This window comes from Brachyspira intermedia PWS/A, assembly GCF_000223215.1.
Taxonomy (GTDB): Bacteria; Spirochaetota; Brachyspiria; order Brachyspirales; family Brachyspiraceae; genus Brachyspira; species Brachyspira intermedia.
This window is the reverse complement of sequence record NC_017243.1, coordinates 2,454,137-2,478,132: the sequence shown is the minus strand read 5'-3', so window position 1 is coordinate 2,478,132 and position 23,996 is coordinate 2,454,137. Positions and strand designations below refer to the sequence as shown.

Annotated in this window: 19 protein-coding genes and 1 pseudogene; 13 read left to right on the top strand and 7 right to left on the bottom strand. The window is 25.9% G+C overall.

Annotated elements, in window-relative coordinates; translation table 11 throughout:
- The first annotated feature begins 68 nt into the window (after positions 1 to 68).
- The gene (locus tag BINT_RS10645) at positions 69 to 959 is read left to right on the top strand and encodes an Rpn family recombination-promoting nuclease/putative transposase (RefSeq protein WP_014488584.1); all 891 of its coding nucleotides are present in this window, start codon (positions 69 to 71) and stop codon (positions 957 to 959) included.
- A 26-nt stretch (positions 960 to 985) separates the two neighbouring features.
- Here the strand turns inward: BINT_RS10645 and BINT_RS10640 are convergent, their stop codons facing one another.
- The gene (locus BINT_RS10640) at positions 986 to 1,789 is read right to left on the bottom strand and encodes a hypothetical protein (RefSeq protein ID WP_014488583.1); all 804 of its coding nucleotides are present in this window, start codon (positions 1,787 to 1,789) and stop codon (positions 986 to 988) included.
- 121 nt (positions 1,790 to 1,910) lie between these two features.
- Here BINT_RS10640 and BINT_RS10635 point away from each other — a divergent pair, with 121 nt between their 5' ends.
- Positions 1,911 to 2,765 carry an Rpn family recombination-promoting nuclease/putative transposase gene (locus tag BINT_RS10635; protein ID WP_014488582.1) on the top strand — a complete coding sequence of 285 codons (855 nt, stop codon included), beginning with the start codon at positions 1,911 to 1,913 and terminating at the stop codon, positions 2,763 to 2,765.
- A 76-nt stretch (positions 2,766 to 2,841) separates the two neighbouring features.
- Here BINT_RS10635 and BINT_RS10630 read toward each other — a convergent pair.
- Positions 2,842 to 3,716 (bottom strand): annotated as a pseudogene (locus tag BINT_RS10630) (ankyrin repeat domain-containing protein).
- Positions 3,717 to 4,053: 337 nt separating this feature from the next.
- On the opposite strand from BINT_RS10630, the gene BINT_RS10625 reads away from it, so the two are divergent.
- The 6 genes from BINT_RS10625 (at position 4,054) to BINT_RS10595 (ending at position 12,937) form a co-directional block, all read left to right on the top strand.
- A complete protein-coding gene (locus tag BINT_RS10625) occupies positions 4,054 to 5,160 on the top strand; it encodes an ankyrin repeat domain-containing protein (protein ID WP_014488579.1) in 1,107 nt (368 codons plus the stop codon).
- A 336-nt stretch (positions 5,161 to 5,496) separates the two neighbouring features.
- On the top strand, positions 5,497 to 6,663 hold the full coding sequence (locus BINT_RS10620) for an ankyrin repeat domain-containing protein (RefSeq protein ID WP_041177413.1): 1,167 nt from the start codon (positions 5,497 to 5,499) through the stop codon (positions 6,661 to 6,663).
- A gap of 385 nt (positions 6,664 to 7,048) precedes the next feature.
- Complete coding sequence (locus tag BINT_RS10615) at positions 7,049 to 8,350, top strand: ankyrin repeat domain-containing protein (RefSeq protein ID WP_148258792.1); 1,302 nt, start codon at positions 7,049 to 7,051, stop codon at positions 8,348 to 8,350.
- A 25-nt stretch (positions 8,351 to 8,375) separates the two neighbouring features.
- A complete protein-coding gene (locus BINT_RS10610; protein ID WP_014488576.1) occupies positions 8,376 to 9,482 on the top strand; it encodes an ankyrin repeat domain-containing protein in 1,107 nt (368 codons plus the stop codon).
- A gap of 582 nt (positions 9,483 to 10,064) precedes the next feature.
- The gene (locus tag BINT_RS10605; RefSeq protein WP_014488575.1) at positions 10,065 to 11,168 is read left to right on the top strand and encodes an ankyrin repeat domain-containing protein; all 1,104 of its coding nucleotides are present in this window, start codon (positions 10,065 to 10,067) and stop codon (positions 11,166 to 11,168) included.
- A 998-nt stretch (positions 11,169 to 12,166) separates the two neighbouring features.
- Positions 12,167 to 12,937, top strand: a complete 771-nt coding sequence (locus BINT_RS10595; RefSeq protein WP_014488574.1) for a 4Fe-4S binding protein — start codon at positions 12,167 to 12,169, stop codon at positions 12,935 to 12,937.
- 250 nt (positions 12,938 to 13,187) lie between these two features.
- Here the strand turns inward: BINT_RS10595 and BINT_RS15160 are convergent, their stop codons facing one another.
- Positions 13,188 to 13,418 carry a hypothetical protein gene (locus BINT_RS15160; RefSeq protein ID WP_014488573.1) on the bottom strand — a complete coding sequence of 77 codons (231 nt, stop codon included), beginning with the start codon at positions 13,416 to 13,418 and terminating at the stop codon, positions 13,188 to 13,190.
- Between the two features lie 184 nt (positions 13,419 to 13,602).
- Here BINT_RS15160 and BINT_RS10585 point away from each other — a divergent pair, with 184 nt between their 5' ends.
- The 5 genes from BINT_RS10585 to BINT_RS10565 all read left to right on the top strand — a co-directional run bounded on the left by BINT_RS10585 (position 13,603) and on the right by BINT_RS10565 (position 20,579).
- A complete protein-coding gene (locus BINT_RS10585; protein ID WP_014488572.1) occupies positions 13,603 to 15,204 on the top strand; it encodes a peptide ABC transporter substrate-binding protein in 1,602 nt (533 codons plus the stop codon).
- A 130-nt stretch (positions 15,205 to 15,334) separates the two neighbouring features.
- A complete protein-coding gene (gene lysS / locus BINT_RS10580; protein ID WP_014488571.1) occupies positions 15,335 to 16,867 on the top strand; it encodes a lysine--tRNA ligase in 1,533 nt (510 codons plus the stop codon).
- 96 nt (positions 16,868 to 16,963) lie between these two features.
- On the top strand, positions 16,964 to 17,371 hold the full coding sequence (locus BINT_RS10575; protein ID WP_041177411.1) for a copper homeostasis protein: 408 nt from the start codon (positions 16,964 to 16,966) through the stop codon (positions 17,369 to 17,371).
- Between the two features lie 192 nt (positions 17,372 to 17,563).
- Positions 17,564 to 19,666, top strand: a complete 2,103-nt coding sequence (locus tag BINT_RS10570) for an ABC transporter permease family protein (protein ID WP_014488569.1) — start codon at positions 17,564 to 17,566, stop codon at positions 19,664 to 19,666.
- A 16-nt stretch (positions 19,667 to 19,682) separates the two neighbouring features.
- On the top strand, positions 19,683 to 20,579 hold the full coding sequence (locus tag BINT_RS10565; RefSeq protein ID WP_014488568.1) for a metallophosphoesterase: 897 nt from the start codon (positions 19,683 to 19,685) through the stop codon (positions 20,577 to 20,579).
- A 71-nt stretch (positions 20,580 to 20,650) separates the two neighbouring features.
- Here the strand turns inward: BINT_RS10565 and msrA are convergent, their stop codons facing one another.
- The 4 genes from msrA to BINT_RS10545 all read right to left on the bottom strand — a co-directional run bounded on the left by msrA (position 20,651) and on the right by BINT_RS10545 (position 23,818).
- Positions 20,651 to 21,160: a peptide-methionine (S)-S-oxide reductase MsrA gene (gene msrA, locus BINT_RS10560; RefSeq protein ID WP_014488567.1), complete on the bottom strand. Its 510-nt coding sequence runs from the start codon at positions 21,158 to 21,160 to the stop codon at positions 20,651 to 20,653.
- Between the two features lie 157 nt (positions 21,161 to 21,317).
- Positions 21,318 to 21,797 carry a peptide-methionine (R)-S-oxide reductase MsrB gene (gene msrB / locus BINT_RS10555; protein WP_041177409.1) on the bottom strand — a complete coding sequence of 160 codons (480 nt, stop codon included), beginning with the start codon at positions 21,795 to 21,797 and terminating at the stop codon, positions 21,318 to 21,320.
- Positions 21,798 to 21,842: 45 nt separating this feature from the next.
- A complete protein-coding gene (locus BINT_RS10550) occupies positions 21,843 to 22,826 on the bottom strand; it encodes a hypothetical protein (protein WP_014488565.1) in 984 nt (327 codons plus the stop codon).
- A gap of 11 nt (positions 22,827 to 22,837) precedes the next feature.
- On the bottom strand, positions 22,838 to 23,818 hold the full coding sequence (locus BINT_RS10545) for a hypothetical protein (RefSeq protein ID WP_014488564.1): 981 nt from the start codon (positions 23,816 to 23,818) through the stop codon (positions 22,838 to 22,840).
- Between the last annotated feature and the right edge of the window lie 178 nt (positions 23,819 to 23,996).

The window sequence follows — 23,996 nt, the reverse complement described above, 5'->3', positions numbered from 1 at the left end:
CTTTTATATGCCAAATAATAAAATATATACTATTTGACAAAGTATAAATATTTCATTATAATAATTTTATGGAATTGGGATCAAATAATAATTTTAATGTTTTAAATGATTACTTTGTGAGATATCTTTTATCCGATAAAGGCAGTGAAGCAATATTATTAGACTTTATTAATTCAATAATGCTTGATTCTGGAATGAAAACTTTTAGATCTGTAGAAATATTAACTCCTTTCAATTTTAAAGAGAATTATGAAGATAAAGAAACTATTGCAGATGTTAAATGTATTACTCAAAATGGAACAGTTGTTATTATAGAAATACAATTACAAGGTAATTCAAGATTTCCAGAAAGAATATTATATTATTGGGCTTCTAATTATAATAAACTTTTGAAACAAGGTGAAAAATATGATGCTCTAACTCCAGTAATTAGTATCAATTTACTTAATTTCAATTTAGATGATAATGATTTTATACATTCCTGTTATATGATTTATGATACCAATAATAAAAGATTACTTACTGACCATTTACAAATACATATAATAGAATTGAAAAAATTTAAATATAATACATTAGAATATGATTTAAATTGTTGGCTTAAATTTTTTACTATGAAAGATAAGGATAATAAGGAGGTTATAATGTCAGAATTAGTAAAAGAGAAACCTATAATGGAAGAAGTACAAAGAAGATATAATAACTTTATTAAAGATAGATTGATGATGAATGAATATGATAAAAGACAAGCATATCTATACGGTAATCAAATAATGTTAGAAGAGGAAAGAAGATTAGGAAGAGTAGAAGGGAAAGAGGAAGGTATTAAAGAAGGTATAGAACAAGGTATAGAACAAGAAAAATATTCTCTAGCTAGAAATATGAAAAATAAAAATATGGATTTAAATCTTATAAGCGAATTAACAGGGCTCAGTATAGAAAAAATAGAAAAATTATAATATAAAAATTATATTTTGATTTATATTTATAAATATGAATATGCTTTTATATAATGTGCTAATAAAAGAGAAATTATAAATGACAATAATATTATTGTGGAAGTAAAAACAAATATTTTTATTGTGAATGTAAAGAAAATCACTGTTATAATAGAAGATATTATTAAAGATAAAATAAAAGATATTATATAACCAGCATTTACAAATATAAACCTGCTCCAAGGATTCATAAACTTCGATGACATTATATTAAAAACTGATAGTATTGCAGATGATAATAATGAGTTTGATATACTCAATAAAATAATAATGTATTTAGATTCATAAAATAAATATAATAGTATAAAAACTGATGTATACACAAATGATATTAATAATATATTTGAAATGCATTTAATATTAAATAAATGTTTATTTTCATTTATAAAAAGTTTTTCTAGTATAAAATATACTATATTAGCTAGTATTATAGAAATAAAATTCATAATAGGAAAAATTGCATATATATAATTAAATACTACCATTTTATTAAAAACAATTTTTGTAATCAAGATATATAAGATTAATGATATAACAAAACCAACAAAAGAGAATAGAGTTTTATTTTTTATTTCTTTCTTGTAATTTTTAAAAATGTTAGTATAAACTGTACGGGAATTGATAAACATAAATACTGAAAAGAAGCTAAATAAATATACTGCGTTAAATGTGATTAAATTAAAATTATTTATATTGAGTAATGCTGTTAAATTTATTAAAGCTGATATTAAAGAGATTATTAAATTAACTCTTCCTTTGTATTTATATATTGGAGATGCATATTTATTCATAATACTATTATATACTTTTTGTCAAAATTAAATACTAGAATATCCATAACTAGATATATTTTTTAATATATGTTTAATTGATACTATTTGACAAAGAATAAAAATTCATTATAATAATTTTATGGAATTGAGATCAAATAATAAAAAATTTAATGTGCTTAATGATTATTTTATGCGTTATATGTTTGCCAAAGAGGGACATGAGCATATATTAAAAAACCTAATTAATTCTGTTAGGATAGATTCTAATCAAGAGCCTTTTGAATATATAGAAGTACTTAATACTTTTAATTTAAAAGAAAATGTATTTGATAAAGAATCAATAGCAGATGTTAAAGCAAAAACAAAATCAGGTGAAACTATAATTATAGAAATACAAAGAATAGGTAATCAGTCATTTATATATAGAAGTTTATACTATTGGGCTAAAAATTATTTTACAAATTTAAAATCTAAGGATATATATTCAGATTTAACGCCTGTAATAAGTATTAATATTCTTGATTTTAATTTGATAAAAGGTATAGATAAGCCTCATAGCTGTTATTTTATAAAAGAGTTAGAAACCAATCATATATTAACTAATCATTTAGAGATTCATTTTCTTGAATTGAAAAAATTTAATAGTAATAATAAATTGTGTAAAGATTTATCAGATTGGTTTGAGTTTTTAAATTCTAAAGATAAATTGGAGGATACTATGGAAATATTAGTAAAGAAAAACCCTATAATGAAAGAAGTATATGAAGAATATAATAAATTTGTTAATAGTAATGATTTATATAATGGCTACAGTAATTATGAAAGAGATTACTTTAATGTCCTAATGCTTAATGAGGAGCGTATAAAGGGTATAGAACAAGGTATAGAACAAGAAAAATATTCTCTAGCCAGAAATATGAAAAATAAAAATATGGATTTAAATCTTATAAGCGAATTAACAGGACTTAGTATAGAAAAAATAGAAAAATTATAATATGAAAAAATTATATCATAATTTTAGTTCTATTAAAAATAATAATATATATAATTTTAATCAGCATAAAAATCAATTATCTAAAAAATCCAGCTATATTTTCAATAAATCCTGATATTGCATAGAATATAAAAGATGATATAGCAACTATAATTATAAGTAGAAGTATAAAAATAGGGTATAATATATCATTAAATATTTTACTAAAATTAATTTTATATTATATATAAATGCTCCGGGATACGCTTTTTTTCCATTATTATTTTTTATGTTTTTATCTGCATTATTTTCTATCAAAAGAGATATAACTTTTTTTTCCATATCGATATCTCTATGACCATTATTTTTTTTATATGAAATCTTATGAAGTGCAGTATCTCCATCATTATTTTTTAAATTAATATTGATTCCGTTTTTTATAAGCATTTCAAAAATATCATATTCTTCTATTCCTATATTATCTCTAGAAAGTATATAGTGAAGTATACCATTTCCATCATTATCTTGTATATTAATATTTGCTCCAAGATTCATCAGTGTTTCAATTTTATATTTGCTATCTGGAACTCCTATAATTTCACTTGATCCGAATTTAGGTTGACGATGTGAATCGTAGGACTTACTTACATCAAGTATAAGATTTTTTCCAGATTCGTTAATATCCATTCCATTATCTAATAAAACTTTTACGAAATTAGAGAAACTATTAGTGCTTAAATTGGGTATATAGTTATACCATGTTTCAATGTTTGTTATAGAGTAAGTTATATATTCTTTATTGTTTTCAATATTTTCAATTACATATTTAAATTCATCAATATTTTCTGATATTACTGATTTGTATAATGCTGATTCTTTATTTGTTGCCGCTAAATTTTTAAAATCATCACTCACTTGAGCATAAGAAATGTATGAACTAATAATAAATATAATAATACATAATACTTTCATCATAAACCTCTTTTTAACCCAATATTAGTTTTTTGATTATACACTATATCAGTATATTGTGTCAATATATTTTTTATTATTGCTAATATAATTAATATAAATTATATATTAATATATTTTTAAAGCGATAAACGAGTAGCTGATAACTTTAGTTGTAAGCTATATTAAAAATAAAAAATCGAGCGTCTATCAGCTAAAAGCTTATAGAGATTTTAAAGCGAGATTTTTTATATATAATAATAAGTTTATCGCTAGCAGCAATAAGAAATTAGTATTTTCTTTACTTTTATATTTAGTTGTGATATTATAGCAAACAATAATGATTAAGGAGTGTTTTATGAAAAAAATAATTATAATGGCTTTAATATTAATCAGTATAATAAGCTGTAATTCTAAAAAAACTGATAATACAGAAGTAACCACAGATACTAACACAATTAATACCAATAATGCAGAGATATCTAATAATGATGAATATGTTGAAGATAATAATACTGAGGAAATTAATACTGATACTGCAGAAATTAGTGAATCAGGTATTGAAATATCAGAATGGGATTTGGAGGCTTTTAATGAGCTAAAAAATGTAAAAGATGCAGAGTCTTTAAAAAGCTGGGAAGAGAAAAATGGAGAAAGAAGTTTAATAATGGCATTACAATACGGTGATAAAAAAATGGTTATGGAATTACTTTCTTACGGTGCTAATGTTAATCAGAATTATGATATTAATAGTCCATTAAAAATAGCTTCTGCAAAGGGAGATTTAGAACTTGTAAAAGAGTTTATAAAAAGAGGGGCAGATGTTAATGATAAATCTGAAGGAGGGTTTGATGCTTTGTTTTCAGCAGTAATGTCTACAAATGAAAATAGTTTAAAAATAATGAAAGAATTATTGGATGCAGGTGCTGAAGTAGATGTAGGGTACGGCTATGAAGAAATTACCCCTATATTATTTGAAGCAATTGGATATGTTGGAGAATCAAGATGTTATTTAGATAAATTTAAAATGCTTGCCGAATATGGAGCTGATATAAATTATGTTGATAATTATGGCTATCCTTTAATTCATTATGCTGTTAATGCAGGCTGTTTAGATATAGTAAAATATTTAGTTGAAAAAGGCATTGATCCTGCTATGAAATATGAACTTGAAGAATACTATCCAAATGTAAATATTTCATTATTGGCTGGAACTCTTTATAATAGTGATACAGAAATGGCAAAGTATTTAATAGAGCAAGGTGCCGATGTAAATACTCCTACACCTTCAGAAGATGGTTATCCTTTACTGCTTCAGGCTATTGATAATGGAAAAACAGAGCTTGTTAAGCTTTTAATAGAGAAAGGAGCAGACACTACAGTTGTAAATAAGGAAAAGAAGACAGTATTTGATATAGCTAGAGAAAAAGGCTATGATGATATATTAGAGTTAGAAAATAAATAAAAAGCGAGCCGACCGAATTACATAAAATAAATAAAAAGCGAGCCGACCGAATTACATAAAATAAATAAAAAGCGAGCCGACCGAATTACATAAAATAAATAATAAAGTGAGAAAAAGCCGCCTCGATAATTCATTATCGAGGGTCTTATAGGCTTTTTCGAGCATAACAACAATAAATAAAAAATTGAGAAGCTGGTAGATTTAATTGTCAGCTTTTTTTATTAACAACATATTTTTAATTGATTTGTTATATACGATATAGTGGTAATTAATGTTTTCTTTACTTTTATATTTACTTATGATATTATAGCAAACAATAATGATTAAGGAGTGTTTATGAAAAAAATAATTATAATGGCTTTAATATTAATCAGTATAATAAGCTGTAATTCTAAAAAAAACGATAATGCAGAAGTAACTGCAAATACTAATGCCGTTAATACAAATAATGTAGAAACCGATACTAAATTAATTTCTGTAATTAATACCAATACACTAGAAAGCAATACAAAAGAGTATGAAGGATATGCCACTAATATTTATTATAGTGCTTCATCAGCTGAAAAATATTCACAAGCTATTGCAGATTTTAATCTTATAAAAGATAAAGCCTCTTTAGATGAATGGCAGTCAAAATATACAGATCAAACACCTATAAAGTTTGCTATTGATTATTATCCTACAGAAGAAAAAGCCATTGAATTAATATCTTATGGTGCTGATGTCAATCAAAAAGATTTTATGGGGCTTACTCCTTTAATGAATGCCTCAATTAACGGATATGTAAAACTAGCTATAGAACTTATAAATCATAATGCTGATGTTAATGCAAGAGAATTAGATTCAAGAGGTAATATATCTGCGGATTCTTTATTTTATGCTGTTAATGCTAATAATAGTTTAGAATTAGTTAAAGTTCTATTAAATTCTGGAGCAAATCCCAATATTGTTTATTCAGATCCCGAGGAAGGCAATTTTACTATATTAGACAGAAGTTTATATTATAATAATTTTGAAATATTTAAAACACTTGTAGAAAATGGTGCTAATATAGACAAAGTTAATGATAGAGGGGAGCCTTTTATTGTTGATGCTATTAGACGCGAACGTTTTGATATAGTGAAATATTTAGTTGAAAAAGGAATTGATCCTACAATGAAATATACAGATTATAGAAATATACCATTTTCTTTATTAGCTGCTACAGTTAATAATAATGATACAAAAATAGCAGAATATTTAATAGATAAAGGTGCTGATGTAAATACTAAAGCTATTATTGATAATTATATGGAAAATGATATGACTTCAAATGATAAAGATGATAGCAAAGAAGCTGTAAATTTAATATTGACTGCTATTGAAAATGGAAATACATCACTCGTAAAACTTTTAATAGAGAATGGAGCAGACACTACAGTTGTAAATAAGGAAAAGAAGACAGTATTTGATATAGCTAGAGAAAAAGGCTATGATGATATATTAGAGTTAGAAAATAAATAAAAAGCGAGCCAACCAAGTAGGCACTCTTACAGGTGGCGAGCATAGCAATAATAAAAAAATCGAGCAGCTGATAACTTTAGTTGTCAGCTTTTTTTATTAACAGCTTTTATACTTGCACTTTCGCCGCAGGCGTACTGCGTATGGTTCTTGGCGAAGCCCGCCTGCGACCGAAGGGAGTACCTTTAGGTAGACGTGCGGCGGGAAAAAGAACAACAAAAAATCGATAAACTTAACAAATTTAAGTACACATTATAATGTTATATTTTATCAATAGTATATTTTTAATTGATTTTTTATATACGGTATAATGGTAATTAGTATTTTATTTACTTTTATATTCATTTATGGTATCATAAAATAAAATATGCTATTTAAGGTTGAAATTATGAAAAACAAAATTATTATTATCTTTATAATAACTATAATGACTGCAATAGCTTTATATGCTAGTAGTGAAAGCAATAATGATGAATTAAATAATGAAGATAATACATTAATAGATCCTGATAAAGAAACTGATGAATATACTGAAAATGAAGAGATAAAAGAAGAAACAAAAAATAATAACACTTTTAATGACGGTAATAATTATAAATTAAAAAATACAGTAACTACAAATGAAATAATAATGCCTAGCGAAGAATTATTAAAACTATTAGAAAAAAATAAAAAGAAAACAGGCGTTGCTGAAATGATTGAATTGATAAATGATGGCGGTATAAATGCTGCTTCAAAAGATCAGCTTACTATAGGCGATGTTACACACTATACTAATTCTACCCCTTTAATGATAGCTTCATCATACGGGCATTATGATATAGCAAAAGCTTTGATTGATAATGGGGCTTTGATTAATTTAAGAACAGACGATGGATTTAATGCTTTAATGGAAGCTGTAAGAACTGATAATATAGAGATGGCAAAATTATTAATAGAACATGACTCTGATATAAATATAAAAAATAAAGATGGTGAAAATATGATTATACTTGCATGCGAAAACGGCAATGAAGAAATGTTTAATCTATTAGTAGAAAATAATGCAGATATAAATGAAAAATCATCATGGGGAGCATCTGCACTTATTTATGCTTCTGAAAAAGGCAATATCAATATAATGAAATATTTAATAGATAATGGAATAGATGTTAATGGAAAAGCTGATGAAAATGGGGACACTCCATTACTTTGGGCTGTTACAGGAAAAAATCCTTATGAAGCTTCAAAACTTTTAATAGAAAATGGTGCCAATGTAAATGCTACAAATGATGGCGGAGTTGCTCCTGCTACTATACTTGCGGCATCTACTCCTAAAGTGGTAAAACTCTTAAAAGATAATGGTGCCGATTTAGATACAAAATTTTTAGATTATTATCCTCCTATAGCAATTGCTGCAGGTGAGGGTAATTTAGAAATAGTTAAGGCATTGGTTGAAAATGGTGCTGATGTGAACTATTATCCTAATGATATAAACTATACTGCGATATTTCATGCTATAGACCAACATAATTATGAAGTTGCTGAATATTTATTTAAAAATGGTGTTGATTTAAATATAAAAATGAAACCTGATAATGACTATGGCAGAAGTATAAAAGAAAGCTACAATGTTTTAGAATATGCTGAGGCTATTCAGGATAAAAAAATGATTAACATAGTAAGCAAATATTATAAAAAGAAAAAATAAATTATTATAATATAAGGGGAATTAAATGAAAAAAATAATTATAACAGCTTTAATGTTAATCGGTATAATAAGCTGTAATTCTAAAAAAACTGATAATACAGAAGCAACTGCAGATACTAATGCTGTTAATAACAATAATACAGAAATATCTAAGAATAAAATATCTAATAATGATGATGAAAAAATCTATCAGGGATATGCTTCTAATGATATGTGGAGTATATATAAAACTACAATGTTAGAAGAGGAAAAAAAATTATTTAATGAAATTGATTCTATAAAAGATAAAAATTCTTTCAATGATTGGCAGTCAAAAAATCCTAGTAAATCTTCTTTAGTATTTGCTATTGATAAATTTCCTACAGAAGAAAAGGCTATTGAATTAATATCTTATGGTGCTGATGTAAATATGAAAGATGATAATGATAGTAGGACTCCTTTAGAATTAGCTTCAAAAATGGGATATTTGAAACTTGTAAAAAAACTTATCAAAAAAGGGGCTGATGTTAATTTTAGAGAAGAAGAAGGAGGAGATATAGATGCTTTATATTATGCAGTAGAGTCTGAAAAAAATTATCATTTTGAAGTAGTAAAGGAATTATTAAATGCAGGAGCAGATACAGATATTATTTATGGTACTAGAAATATATTAAATGTTGCTATAATAGGAAGATGCAATTTAGAAAAAGTTAAACTACTTACAGAACATGGAGCAGATATAAATTATTCAAATTTTGAGTATGGCCCCGTAATTGCTGTTGCTATTTCTCAAGGATGTATTGATATAGTAAAATATTTAGTTTCTCAAGGTGTTGACTCTGCTATGACATATACCAATGTTTATTCATTATATTCCGGTAAAAGTTATTCATTACTTAATGCTGCAGTAAGAAATAAAACTACAGAAATAGCAGAATATTTAATAGAACAAGGTGCTGATATTAATACTCAAACTGATAGTGTTTCTGGTTTACCTTTAATATTTGTTGCTCTTAGAGTTGAAAATATTGAACTTCTTAAACTTTTGATAGAGAAAGGTGCAGATACTTCTGTTGTTGATAAAGACGGAAAAACAATTTTTGATTTAGCTAAAGAACAAGGCTATGATGAGATTGCAGCTTTAGAGAAATAATAAAAATAATATTTTAAAGTGATAAATTATCAGCTGGCAGATTTAATTGTCAGCTGTTTTTTTATTAACGGCTTTTATACTTGCACTTTCGCCGCAGGCGTACTTCGTATGGTTCTTTGACGAAGTCCGTAGAGCGTATGCGGCGGGAAAAAGAACAACAAAAAATTGACAAACTTAAAAATTTTTAGTATATACCTAAACAACTATACTTTGTCAAAAATAAATTTATATTTTTGTTTTATATCTGGGGCTTTGCCCCATACCCCACTTCTTTTGTTGCCACAAAGAAGCTATATCCTCGACAAGCTCGGATACGCTTCGCGAAAGGCTATATTTGAACTTAAATGTAATAAATTATTTTACATATAAGACAATTTTAGTATGATTTAGTATTAATTTTATACTTGCACTTTTTGCAACTTTTTGCGGCGGGAAAAAGTTGAATAAAAAAATGACAAAGTTAAAAATTTTCAGTATATAATAGTAAGTTTATCGCTAGCAGCAATAAGAAATTAATGTTTTCTTTACTTTTATATTTAGTTGTGATATGATAATAAAAAATAATAATTAAGGGGTAATTAAATGAAAAAATTAATTATAACTGCTTTAATATTAATCAGTATAATAAGCTGTAATTCTAAAAAAACTGATAATACAGAAGTAACTACAGATACTAACGCAATTAATTCCAATAATACAGAAACATCTAATAATGATGAATATGTTGAAGATAATAATACTGAGGAAATTAATACTGATACTGCAGAAATTAGCGAATCAGGTATTGAAGTACCAGGATGGGATTTGGAGGCTTTTAATGATCTTAAAAATGTAAAGGATGCAGAGTCTTTAAAAAGCTGGGAAGAAAAACATGGAGAAAGAAGTTTAATAATGGCATTACAATACGGTGATAAAAAAATGGTTACAGAATTACTTTCTTACGGTGTTAATGTTGATCAGACTTATCTTGATAATGATAGTCCATTAAAAACAGCTTCTGCAAAAGGATATTTAGAACTTGTAAAAGAGTTTATAAAAAGAGGGGCAGATGTTAATTTTATAGGAGATGGAAATATTGATGCTTTACATTCAGCAGTAATGTCTACAAATGAAAATAGTTTAAAAATAATGAAAGAATTATTAGATGCAGGTGCTGAAGTAGATCTTGAGTATGGCTGGGAAGAACCTGTTCCTATATTACTTGACACAATTGGAGTTGACGAATCAAAATGTGATTTAGAAAAATTTAAAATGCTTGCTGAATATGGAGCTGATATAAATTATGTTGATAGTTATGGCTATCCTTTAATTCGTTATGCTGTTAATGCAGGCTGTTTGGATATAGTAAAATATTTAGTTTCAAAAGGCATTGATCCTGCTATGAAATATGAACTTAAAGAATACTATCCAAATGTAAATATTTCATTATTGGCTAGTACTCTTTATAATAGTGATACAGAAATGGCAAAGTATTTAATAGAGCAAGGTGCCGATGTAAATACTCCTATACCTTCAGAAGATGGTTATCCTTTACTGCTTCAGGCTATTGACAATGGAAAAACAGAGCTTGTTAAACTTTTAATAGAGAATGGAGCAGACACTACAGTTGTAAATAAGGAAAAGAAGACCGTTTTTGATATAGCCAGAGAAAAAGGCTATGATGATATTGTCGCTTTAGATAAATAATAATTTTAAATATAAAAATTGTGAGCGTCTATTAGCTTTAGCTTACAGAGCCTAAAAGCGAACAATTTTTATTGGTAATAATATATATTAGCTTTAGAAAAATAATATAAATAATATTTTAAAGTGATAAACGAGCAGCTGATAACTTTAGTTATCAGCTAGTTTAAAGCGAGTTTATCACTAGCAATAATAAACAGCTGATAACTGATGATGAAGTTCTCAGCTGTTTTTTTATTGTTCTTTTTCCCTACGCACGCTAAAGGCACTCTCTTCGGTCGCAAAAGAAGTGGGGTTTGGCACGAATGTGTGCTTCGCAGCAAAGCCCTGCAAATATTTTAAATTAAAAAAATTATTTTTGACAAAATATATTTGTTTAGGTATATACCAAAAATTTTTAAGTTTGTCAAAATTAGTTTTTATATTGTTATTATTTTCGGGGACTAGTCCCCGAACCCCTACTTCTTTTGGTGACCCAAAGAAGCAAAAGGACTGCATTTTGACACAAATCTTGGTTTTACTTCACATTTCAAACAAAACTTAATAATATTTTATGCTATTAATAAATAAAAATTACATTCGTAAATAATTCAAATTTGACAAAATATATTTGTTTAGGTATATACTAAAAATTTTTAACTTTGTCAACTGATTCACTTTATATAAATGTTATCTATTTTTTTCTTGCACACGCTATGCATACGGCATCAACTTTGAGAGTGTAGCTGTGGGAAAAAGTTGATAGTACATTTACAAAATATAAAAAATTAAAAATTTTAAGTATATTATTCTAAAAAATTAATAAAATAAAAATTATTTTATTTATATAAAACATCCTACTATTTAAAAAATAGCGTTTTAAAAAATTAGTTGTAATTATTGACATTACAATAAAATATGTTATTATAGTTGTAATAATATATGTTACAATCTTTTTAATTAAAGATAATATTTATAAATTTAGAAAGTTAATTATAATTAAATTATATTTGGAGTTTTATATGAAGATATATGAAATTATTTTCAGTCCAACAGGCGGAACAAAAAAGGTTGCAGATGCAATTGCTTCAGAAATAAGCCAAAAAACTAACAGTAGTATAGAAAAAATTGATTTAACTGATTATAGTATGGATTTCTCAAGCGTAAAAATATCTCAAGATGATATTGCTGTTATTGCAGTACCGTCTTATGCAGGCAGAGTTCCAGAAATAGCATCAAAGCGTATATCTCAAATAAAAGGTAATGGGGCTAATACAGTTATTGTATCTGTTTATGGTAATAGAGATTATGAAGATACTTTAATTGAACTTTATGACATAGCGAAAGAGTTAAATTTCAAAGTTACTTCTGCTATAGCTGCAATTGCAAAACATTCTATAGCTTATAAATACGCTTCTAATAGACCAGATGAAAATGATATAGCCAAACTCAAAGAATTTGCAGGTAACATAATAAATGCTTCTGAAGTTTTAGATGAACATAAATTAAAAGGCAATCGTCCATATAGACAAATAAGTAAAGTATCATTAGTGCCAAAAACTACAAATAAATGCAATGATTGTAAATTATGTGCTAAGAAATGCCCAGTTCAGGCAATAGATATTAATAATCCTAAAATAATTGATAAAAATAAATGTATATCCTGTATGAGATGCGTTTCAATATGCAATTCATCAGCTAAGTATATTAATAAGATTATGTTAATTATAGTACATTTTGCTTTGAGAAAATCATGCTCTAAATCAAAGGATTATGAATTTTATATTAACTAATTATATTATTATAGAATAAACCTATATTTTTACTTATCTAGTTTAGGTGATACATATATATTATTTTGTTTTAATTTAAATGCAAATACTATTACAGCCATTGCTAATATTATAAATATGAATGCTATAACTAATGTATATATTTTTGGCTTGGTTACTATAGTGTTATTTGTTTTATCATACAGTATTTCCGTTTTTGAATTTACAGAGATATTATTGTCTGAATTTTCTAAATATGAGTTTGTAAGTATTATTTTTTTCCTTCATAAGTGAAACTATAAATTACATTTGCAAATTTTTGTTTTTTTATAATACCATATTCATAATGCTCAATACTTTCTATATTAGCATTTATTTTAATTATATTTTCATTATTAAATCTAAAATGAAGATAAATTATAATAAATGATGCCGATAAAAATATCAGTCCTATGAAAAATAGTATAGCTTTATATTTTATAATTTTTAATTTATTGTTCATATAGCAATAATAATATATTTTTATTTTTTATCAAATAGTAGTTTGAAAAAATTATAAAAATTACAAGTATATATTAAATTTCTTTACTAGACTTTATAAGTTTAGGTTTTTATTAATTGAATTTTATATTTATTTAAGATAATATTACTTAATGAAATTAAATATTTAGGGTAGGTTTTTCTTTATGAAAAAAATTATTTATTTTTTATTTTTATTTGTTAGCATTATATTTATTTCATGCTCTTCAGAAAATAATAAATCTCATGAATTATTTATAAATGTAGGTTCTGAACCTAAAACAATAGATCCGGCATTAAATATATCTATAGCAGATTCAACTTATATAATCCATACTTTCGAGGGACTTTTGTCTAAAGATAAAGAAGGAAAATTAATAGGAGCTGCCGCTGAAAGATGGGACATAAGTGAAGACGGACTAGTTTATACATTTCATTTGAGAACTAATGCAAAATGGTCTGACGGTGTTGATGTAACTGCTGAAGATTTTGTATATTCTTGGAGAAGAGTTTTAGATAAAAATACAGCAAGCGGAGGAAGTTTGCAATTAGAACCTGTAAAGAATGCTAAAGATATCATATTAGGAAAATTGAATTCCGATTCTTTAGGTGTAAAAGCCATTAATAATTATACTTTTGAAGTTACATTAGAAAAACCTTTGCCTTATTTTTTGGAGTTAACAGCCCTTTCTACTTTTTATCCTGTGAGAAAGGATATTATTGAAAAATATGGAGATACTTGGACTATGAATCCTGAAAGTTATATAGGTAATGGTCCTTATATGATGATTGAAAGAAATATAGATGATAAAATAGTAATGGTAAGAAATGCTAATTATTGGGATTATTGGAATCTTGGTCCTGAAAAAATAACTTTTATTATTATGAATAATCCTACAGCTTCAGAAGCAGCTATAAAAGAAGGTTCATTACATTTTTCAACTATAATACAGAATAATGATATAGATAAATTAAGAGATGAAGGATTTCTTAGATATATTAATAAGCTTGGAGTAGTTTATTATGCTTTAAATATTACTAATGAAATATTGAAAGATGATAGGGTGAGAAAGGCTTTATCTCTTGTTATAGATAGAAATTATCTAGTTAATAATGTTGTTAAATCAGGTCTTCCTGCAGGTTCTCTTGTTCCTTTTGGAATTCCTTATTCTGAAGGCGATTTTAGAGAAATAGGAGGAGATTATATAAGCGTTAAGCCTGAGAATTATGATACAAATTTATATGAAGCTAGAAGATTAATGGCAGAAGCAGGATATCCAAATGGCAGCAATTTTCCTGTTATAACTTTCTTATCAGATTCGACTGCATCATCTCAAATTTTTGAAGCTGTACAGCATATGTGGAAGGAAACTTTAAATATTGACAGTACAATAGATCAGGAGGAATTAGCAGTATTCTTACAAACATTCTTTGCTGATAAAAATTATGTTGTAGCAAGGGGCGGATGGACAGCTGATTATACTGATCCTATGACATTTTTGAGTTTATTTTTAAGTTATAGTCCTCAAAATCATTCATCATTCAGCAATGAAGAATATGATAATTTGATTATTTCTTCTATGTCTATGACAAATGAAATTGAAAGAATGAATACTTTGCATAAGGCTGAAAAGATATTATTTGATAATGATGTGATTATACCTTTATATTATGATACCGTACCTATATTGATAAATCCTAAATTAAGAAATGTGGTATACGATACTTTATCAAGATATAAATTCACTTATGCTTATTTAGAAGAATAGAATATTTAATTTATTTATATTTAATAATGTTAATTTTTTATAGAATTTTTTTGTTTTTAATATATATTTATAGCAATATTTTTCATGTTATTTCATTACAAATAACAAATAATTTAAGAGGGATAATTTAATGTCAGAAAATCAAAATAATTCTGAAAATACACAAAATGAAAAAAATACTAGTGTAGAAAAAAATGCAGAAAAAGAAAACAGAAGAGAAAAGTTAAACACATTAAGAGGTATGGGAATAAACCCATTTCCAAACAGTTATGATGTAACTTATAAATCTAAGGATATAGCAGAGAAATTTGAAGAGTTAGAGAAGAATGAAACGGAAGTTGCAGTTGCCGGAAGAATTATGCTTTATAGAGTAATGGGTAAGTCTTCATTTTTAACTATAAAGGATGCTGTAGGTACTATTCAGGCTTATATACAAAAAGATAAAGTAGGTGATGAGTTCTATAATACAGTATTCAAAAAATTAATAGATATAGGCGATATTGTAGGCGTAAAAGGTACCGTTTTTAAAACTAAAACAGGTGAAATTACTATATATGCAAATGAATTAAAATTATTAACTAAATCACTTAATCCATTGCCTGAAAAATTCCATGGATTAACAGATACAGAACTTCGCTACAGACAAAGATATGTTGATTTGATAATGAATGATGATGTTAAAGAAGCATTTATTAAAAGATCTAAAATGATTTCTGCTATAAGAGAAGTAATGATAGAAAATAACTTCTTGGAAGTAGAAACTCCTATGATGCATCCTTTGATTGGAGGAGCTAAGGCTAAACCTTTCATCACACATCATAATACTTTGGATATGACATTATATTTGAGAATAGCACCTGAACTTTATTTGAAAAGATTGGTTGTAGGCGGTTTCGACAGAGTATTTGAGCTTAATAGAAATTTCCGTAATGAAGGTATATCTACAAGACATAATCCTGAGTTTACTATGATGGAAGCATATATGGCTTATGCTAATTTCCACAAAGTTATGGAATTGGTAGAAGAAGTATTCTCAAAAGTATGTTTCAAATTAAATGGAAAATATACTTCTCAGTATAAAGATTATGAGATTAATTTCAAACCTCCATTTGCAAGAGTACCTATGGTTGATTTGGTTAAAGAGCATTCAGGACTTGATTTCAATGCTATACAGTCAGATGATGAGGCATTAGAAAAAGCTAAATCAGTGGGTGTAGAAATAGATACTTCAAAAACTAAACCTACTAAATGGGAAGTAATGGTTGCAGTATTTGAGGAAAAAGTTGAAGAAAAATTGATACAACCTACATTTGTTATTAATTATCCTAAAGCAGTTTCTCCTCTTTCAAAATCTTATCCTGATAATCCAGATATTACAGAGAGATACGAATTATTTATAGGTGGAATGGAGATGTCTAATGGATTCAGCGAGCTTAATGACCCAATAGACCAAAAAGAACGTTTTGAGGAACAATTAAAAGCTAAAGCACGCGGTGAAGATGAAACTATGGATATGGACTTAGACTATATCAATGCTTTGGAATACGGACTTCCTCCTACAGGCGGACTTGGAATAGGTATTGACAGAATGGCTATATTATTCTTGAATGTTGCTAGCATTAGAGATACTATTCTTTTCCCTCAAATGAGAAAATTAGATTAATTGTTTAAATGTATAAAAAAATTAAGAAAAATTTATTACTAATTTCATACTATTCTGTTTTACATAAAACAAAATAATATAATAAAGAGGGTAAAAATGAAAAGAATCTATTTACTATTTATCATTTTTGTGCTTGCTATTTCCTGTTCTAATAAGACAGAAAGCACTCAAAATACTGCAGATAATAATGCAGCAGCAGAAACTCAATTAAGTTCAAATACTCAAGTGTTTGAAGGTGATTTTGTTTACTATGCTGATTCTGCTAATTTCAGCAATTACACAGAAATGAAAAACTATCCTGTAGCTATGGAAGGTGAATATCTTAACTTAGAGAGAGAATATACAGGATTTAATTTTGCTGAACCTACTAAAGTTAATTTGAAAGTTGAAGGTTATTTAGAAGAAAGACCTGGTATGGAAGAAGGAACTACAAATATGTTTTTAATAGTTACAAAAGTTATAGGTTTTGATACTAATAAAACAACTCCTTTATTCCAAAAATAATAAATTCTAATTAGATTATATGATGCTGGCGTATAATTTTTTATATGTCAGCATTTTTATTTTAAAAATACATTAGTTTATCATTAAACCTATAATTACTTATCAAAAAATAATATTTACTATTTACAAAAATGGCTATTAAGATATAATCTTCTTTTATATTATTATGATTATTTTTTGTTTAGGATATTTATGAAAAAAATTAATATACTCATTTGTTTAATATCTATAGTAATTACATTTACTGCATTATTTTCTGTAAATTATTTAGGTAAAAATGATTCTGATACTTCTTTAAGCAATATTAATATAATGAATAGTACTTATAAAGAATCAAGGGATTATATATTAGATGATTATTATATATTTGATTATTCTGATAAGGAACAGAAATTAAGAGATATATTTAAGTCAAGTCCTATAGCCTCAAGACTAAAATATAGAGCTAGTTTAATATCTCATTTGGGTGAGGAAGAGATTGTTATAAATGGTATTGATATAAAAAATGATGATGAAGTTTTTGGTATTTTAAATAATCGTACATTAGAAAATTTTAATCCTGATAATTCAATTATTATAAGCAAGTCAATAGCTTCTGTATTGGATGTTAATACTAATGATACTATAATATTGAAACTTATTACCAAAACAGGACATTATAATGCTGAAGAATATACTATAATAGAAGTGTCTGATAACTTAAATTACAATTATGCATTAATCGATATTAATAATTTAAATAACTTTGTAGGTTTGGAAAATGCCGCCACTGAAATATATGTGAAGCAGAATATAAGCGATGATAAGTTGTTTGATTATGATAATGATATAAATCAAATTTTTGGAAATGGATTTGGTGCTTATACTAAAAAAGATATTTTAGGATCTGATTATAAAGCTAATGAAAATGATTCCAAATACAAAATATATATAATATTAATATATTTATTTGTTTTGCTTTCAGTATTTATATTTATTAATTCATATACTATTTACAGCTATAGGGATTTACTAAAATCAAAATTATTATACAGTGCTTCTGGTTTTGCTATATCGTTCATTATATATTTCTTTATATTATTGTATAAGGGCGAATTAGAATTTGATTATATATATCCACTTCTTTTTATTATAAATATATTATCAGTTATTATAGCCAATGTTAAATATCAGGTTTGGGAGAAAGTATTTTTACAGGATGATGAGTATAAAAAAAGTAAGAATATATTAATCATATTCGGACTTGTATGTACTTATATAATAGTATTTTTGGTATTGTATATATCATTTTTTGTATTTGCAAATAAATCAAATGAAAATATTAATAAAGAATCACCTGAAAAAATTTTTAGAATAGTAAAGAATAACACTTCAAGAAATACATTTTTATTCAATGGTTCTATAGATTTCTCTACAAATAATTCTTTTAGTAATGATATTAATGATAGTATAACTAATTTATTATTTAAAGAAATTAGTTCTTATGATGAGTACGCTGATATAGAAACAGTGTTGACTTTTCCTGTTGGAGTTGTTATAAGAACAGGAAGCATATATTCAAGGGTTTATGCTTATGATAAGAATATATTAGAAAATGGAATGAGCGTATCTAATATTCTTATAGAAGGAGAGATGTTTGAAAGTCCTAAAAGAGAAATTATAATAGGCAAGGATTTAGCTAATTATTTGAATTTGAAGATAGGGGATGCTTTATCACTTATAGCAAAGGCATCAAGGGGCTGGCTTGAAACAGGATATTTTTATGTAAGCGGAATATATGATTTAAAGAATAAAAATTATGATATTATAGGAGATGTAACTGCTATGAATAGTTTTATATATCTTAAAGAAGGTGATAAATCTCCTTATAATGAAAGCATAATAGTTTTTTCTAATAATGATGATATATATTCGCTTTTAAATAAAAGTGAAATAATAAATAATAATGATTTGAAAATTGTTTCCGCTGATAAAGTATATTATATGCAAAATTCCAGCTCAATTAGAAATATTACTATTTTGCTTATAATAACTTTAGCTTTTTCACTTGCTTTATTATCTTCATCTGTATTATCTATTTTCCACAGAAGATTATCAAAGTATATAAATGCTTGGAATAAAAGTTTATTATTAAATGGTTTATATGCTTTGTCTTTTGTTATTGCTATAATATTATCTATTGTAATAATATCTGTATTTATGATATTTAGTATTAAATTGGTGTTATTTAGTTTATGTATAGTATTATTGTCATTTGTACTATCTCTTTTAATATCTAATTATAATTATATATAGAGGTTAAGGATTAAAAATGAATTTTTTAAAGAAAGTATCAAAAAGAAATAAAATAATATTTTTAGTAGTGATTATATTCGTATTTACTATGCATCTATATATGTATAAAACAGCTCATTCAATGAGAGTTAGATATATTACTTTAGAGTTTAAAGATTTGCCTAAAAGTTTTGATAATATGAAATTGGCTTTAGCTGCAGATATGCATGCCGGGCTTTATATACCTGAAAGTCATGTAAGAAGAATGTCTGATTTAATAATGAATGAAAAACCAGATATGATATTATTTGGGGGTGATTATATTTATAGTGCACCTCATAAATTCAGTCATTATGATAAAAAGAATACTGAGAAATTTAATAATGGTATAAAAGGTTTAGAAGCTAAATATGGAAAATATGCAGTTTTAGGAAATCATGATAATTGGGAAAGCACTGAAGATATTTCTAATGCTTTGATCTCTAATGGATTTAAAGTAATAGATAATAATATTTCATTCATAACAAATGAAAGCGGAGAATATATATCTATTGGAGGAGTAGGAGATTTTTTAACTGATGATGTTAAATTTGATATCGCTACTAGTAATGTTAAAGCTGAAGATTTTCATATACTATTATCTCATGAACCTAATATACCTTTGAAGAGAGCAAAAGATGGAGGATATATGAAGTTTATAGATTTCTTTTTCTCAGGACATACACATGGACTTCAAATAAGTTTTCTTCCTATGTGGGTATGGGAAGGAATAAATAAAAATAGAGAGTATCCTCTTTTTCCTGCTGTTTACGGACTTATGAATTATGCTAATATGAAAGTTTATGTTACTTGCGGAATAGGTGCAGTGCTTATGCCTTTAAGATTATTTGCTTATCCTGAAGTAGTTATAATAACTTTGAAAAGTAGTAAGTAATAGAATAATAAAAAAACAGGCTTTAAATTTTAATATTTAAAGCCTATTTTATTTCTAATAATTAAACATTATTAAAATATTTTTGTGTAAAAATGGCAGTAAGGCATAGAACCTTTTTTAGCATAATAATTCTGATGATAATCTTCTGCCTCATAAAAGTTTTTGTACGGTCTTATAGTTGTAGCTACATCATAATTTTTTTCTCTTAACATTTTCACATATTTTTCTGCTATTTCTTTTTCTTCATCATTTTGATAGAAAATAGCAGATAAATATTGCGATCCTATATCAGGACCTTGTCCGTTTTTTTGAGTAAAATCATGAGTTTCAAAGAAAAGTTTAACCAATTCTTCATAAGTAGTTTTTTCAGGATCATAAGCAACTCTTACAGTTTCTAAATGTCCTGTAAGTCCTGTGCATACTTCCTGATATGTAGGATTTACTTTATGTCCTCCTGCATATCCGCTTACAACTGAAAGAACTCCTTTTGATTTTTCAAACCAGTATTCTGTACCCCAGAAACATCCGGAAGAAAAATATGCATATTTTACATTTTCAGGCATAGCTGTACTATTGTTCATATTGTTACCTTTATCATTAATATTTTGGCTGTTAAGTTTTTCAGAGCATGAAATAATTGATAATAAAGATAAGATTGTTATTATTATTTTTTTATCATAGTATATATTAAACTCCGTAATTTTAGATTTGCTGTTCTTTATTATCTTGAAATATTATTTATTTTTCAGAATTTTCATTATTATTTTCATTCGTGAATTTATTAACGAAATTTAAAGAAACAGAATTAATGCAGTATCTAGTCTCTTTTTCTGTAAAACCTTCTCCATAAAATACATGTCCCATATGTCCACCGCATTTTGCACATACAACTTCGATTCTGTCTCCATCAGGTACTAATTTGATATTTTCTTTTATGGCATCATCAAAACTAGGCCATCCTGTTCCAGAATTAAATTTTGCTTCTGAATAAAACAATGGCGTATCGCAGATTTTGCATGTGTATATTCCGTCCTCTTTTATATTTAAAAGATCTCCTGTGAAAGGAATTTCTGTACCTTTATTAATTAATACATGATATTCTTTTGCTGAAAGAGTTTTTGTTTCATTACAGACATTACATACTTCTTTGTTTGCTGTTTCATCACATGATATAACGATTATCAAGATTGAAATTAGTATTAATATATTCCTTAACATAATTACTATTATATAAATTTTTCTTTAAAAATCAATAGTGTTATACTACCTATGTACATTTAAAGGAAATGAATATGCAGTTCTATCCTTTAAATCAAATATGTTTCCAGCAGTATCTATTAATTTATAATCAAACATATGAGTAAATTTCTTATATTTTATTTTGGCTGGTAATTGTATAGTTTCTATATTACCGGAATAAGCATCTATTCTGTATAGAACCATAGCATCGATTTGATTATTAGACATTTTTTCCTGTATTATAGCAGGAGTATCTAAATATACCTTATTATCTTCTTTTAAATAGAAAAATCCGCCTATATAATGATTAAGGAATGAAAGAAATTGAATTTTCCAAATTATTTTTTTGTTGCTGTATAGAGAAACTGACTCATCATTATCTACTAAAAGTAACTCTTTATTAGCGGCATCAAAAATTTTAGATACTCTTATTTCAGAATATCCTATTAATTCCTTAGTTTCAGTTAAAGTGTTAAAATTCAAATAATTTATTACTCTATTTTCTGTTATAGAAGGATATGTAAATATAACTCTTTGTTCATTAAAACATCCGTTTCCAATGAGTATATTTTCTTTTAACGTATGCATAGTTTTTTTAGTTTGTACATCATATACAAATACTTTCATTATATTTACTTCTCTTGCCCTAATTAATATATATCTTGGATTTCCTGTGAAAAATGCTTCATATACATAAAGGTCGTTTATTTCTAGTAATACCTTATTTGTTCCTATTTCTATTATTTTAAATACATTATTTTGAGAATCATTGCTTGTAACGGAAATAGTCATAATTTTAGTTCCGTCTAATGACATATCAACTATAGAGTATGATCTTGCATTTTTATGAAATGTTCTGCATATATCCAATTTAAAATCATATAAAAAACTATTGCAGCTTCCTTTATAATATGGTCTAAATATTCCTTTATTAGTTTTCTGATCTATGTATATGTAATAATCATCTTTTTCAATTTCATTATATAAAACATTTTGTTTAGATATCATCAATAATTCTCCTAATTTTTTATTTTCACTATCATCATTGGTTCTATTTTTGCATCTAATTTATACTCTAATATGGCATAATAATCATAAATTTCTATGACTTTAGCAGATGCCACAAGTTTTTCTTCATTTTTATAAAATCTGTATTTATATAGCATTTCGCTTGTATACCAAACATCTCCTTCCTGATTGCTTCTCACAGATATATATCCCTTTTCAGTATTATTATTATTAACTGGTATTTTGGGTATATTGCTGATATTATTAGTAGGATTATTTTCTGGAGTTGGAAGCTTAAGAACTTTATCTACTTTATATATATTAAATTCATCTCCTACTTTAATATTATTATTTTTTCCAAGGTTTATATATAATTTATTATTTTCTATTCTAGTTACTATTCCTGTTAAAGGTGGATTTCCTAAATATTCTGTTATTTTATTTGCTATTTTATTTAATGCTATTGCCGATGCCGCTCCTAATGCTGTTTCTGTAAAAAGAGCATCTTCTGCTGAATATACAGGACTATTATTAGGTAGAGTATAAGTACCAGTGTCAGTAAAAGATTTTACTGTTCTTAATGTATTTATATTTATAAGATTTACTTTAAACTCAACATTAGCTGTATCTTTACCGCCTTTTTTTAAGTTAAAGTTTAATATTTCACCTGTTATAATATAATCAGAATTGAATGTTTCTTTTATAAAGTCGGAAGCCAACTGCAAATTAGTTTGCATAGTTTTGTATGATGCTACAATATCATAAGAACTAAAATATGATATTAGGAGATCATAGTCAGTAACATTTACCATTTTTGTATTAACTAATGAATCTTCAAGTACTCTTACTACTCCATCATCAGCTTTATATTCTTCCACCCAAGTTTCATCAACACTTTCAAATGGCAGTATAGTTATAGTTATAGAGTAGGCATTAATACTAAAGAGTAGTATTGCTATTAATAATATAAATTTATTTTTTATAAAAAGCATATATTTAATAATCTTTGTCTATTTCTTCTTCTTTTTTTGGATTTTTGCATGCCATTAATGCATTTATAGATATTAATGACAGTAATATTCCAAAAATAAAAATAATTTTTCTAAAAAAGTTCATTATAAAAATCCATTAACTTTATATATTGTATATTATATTAAAAAAATAAAACAA

Bases quoted from the DNA above. Each gene is read 5' to 3' on its own strand.
- BINT_RS10635 (WP_014488582.1), top strand. From the start codon at position 1,911: ATGGAATTGAGATCAAATAATAAAAAATTTAATGTGCTTAATGATTAT.
- BINT_RS10645 (WP_014488584.1), top strand. From the start codon at position 69: ATGGAATTGGGATCAAATAATAATTTTAATGTTTTAAATGATTACTTT.
- BINT_RS10545 (WP_014488564.1), bottom strand. From the start codon at position 23,818: ATGCTTTTTATAAAAAATAAATTTATATTATTAATAGCAATACTACTC.
- BINT_RS10640 (WP_014488583.1), bottom strand. From the start codon at position 1,789: ATGAATAAATATGCATCTCCAATATATAAATACAAAGGAAGAGTTAAT.
- BINT_RS10585 (WP_014488572.1), top strand. From the start codon at position 13,603: ATGAAAAAAATTATTTATTTTTTATTTTTATTTGTTAGCATTATATTT.
- BINT_RS10565 (WP_014488568.1), top strand. From the start codon at position 19,683: ATGAATTTTTTAAAGAAAGTATCAAAAAGAAATAAAATAATATTTTTA.
- BINT_RS10625 (WP_014488579.1), top strand. From the start codon at position 4,054: ATGAAAAAAATAATTATAATGGCTTTAATATTAATCAGTATAATAAGC.
- BINT_RS15160 (WP_014488573.1), bottom strand. From the start codon at position 13,418: ATGAACAATAAATTAAAAATTATAAAATATAAAGCTATACTATTTTTC.
- BINT_RS10605 (WP_014488575.1), top strand. From the start codon at position 10,065: ATGAAAAAATTAATTATAACTGCTTTAATATTAATCAGTATAATAAGC.
- msrA (WP_014488567.1), bottom strand. From the start codon at position 21,160: ATGAACAATAGTACAGCTATGCCTGAAAATGTAAAATATGCATATTTT.
- BINT_RS10595 (WP_014488574.1), top strand. From the start codon at position 12,167: ATGAAGATATATGAAATTATTTTCAGTCCAACAGGCGGAACAAAAAAG.
- BINT_RS10550 (WP_014488565.1), bottom strand. From the start codon at position 22,826: ATGATATCTAAACAAAATGTTTTATATAATGAAATTGAAAAAGATGAT.
- BINT_RS10620 (WP_041177413.1), top strand. From the start codon at position 5,497: ATGAAAAAAATAATTATAATGGCTTTAATATTAATCAGTATAATAAGC.
- BINT_RS10575 (WP_041177411.1), top strand. From the start codon at position 16,964: ATGAAAAGAATCTATTTACTATTTATCATTTTTGTGCTTGCTATTTCC.
- BINT_RS10610 (WP_014488576.1), top strand. From the start codon at position 8,376: ATGAAAAAAATAATTATAACAGCTTTAATGTTAATCGGTATAATAAGC.
- BINT_RS10570 (WP_014488569.1), top strand. From the start codon at position 17,564: ATGAAAAAAATTAATATACTCATTTGTTTAATATCTATAGTAATTACA.
- BINT_RS10615 (WP_148258792.1), top strand. From the start codon at position 7,049: ATGAAAAACAAAATTATTATTATCTTTATAATAACTATAATGACTGCA.
- lysS (WP_014488571.1), top strand. From the start codon at position 15,335: ATGTCAGAAAATCAAAATAATTCTGAAAATACACAAAATGAAAAAAAT.
- msrB (WP_041177409.1), bottom strand. From the start codon at position 21,797: ATGTTAAGGAATATATTAATACTAATTTCAATCTTGATAATCGTTATA.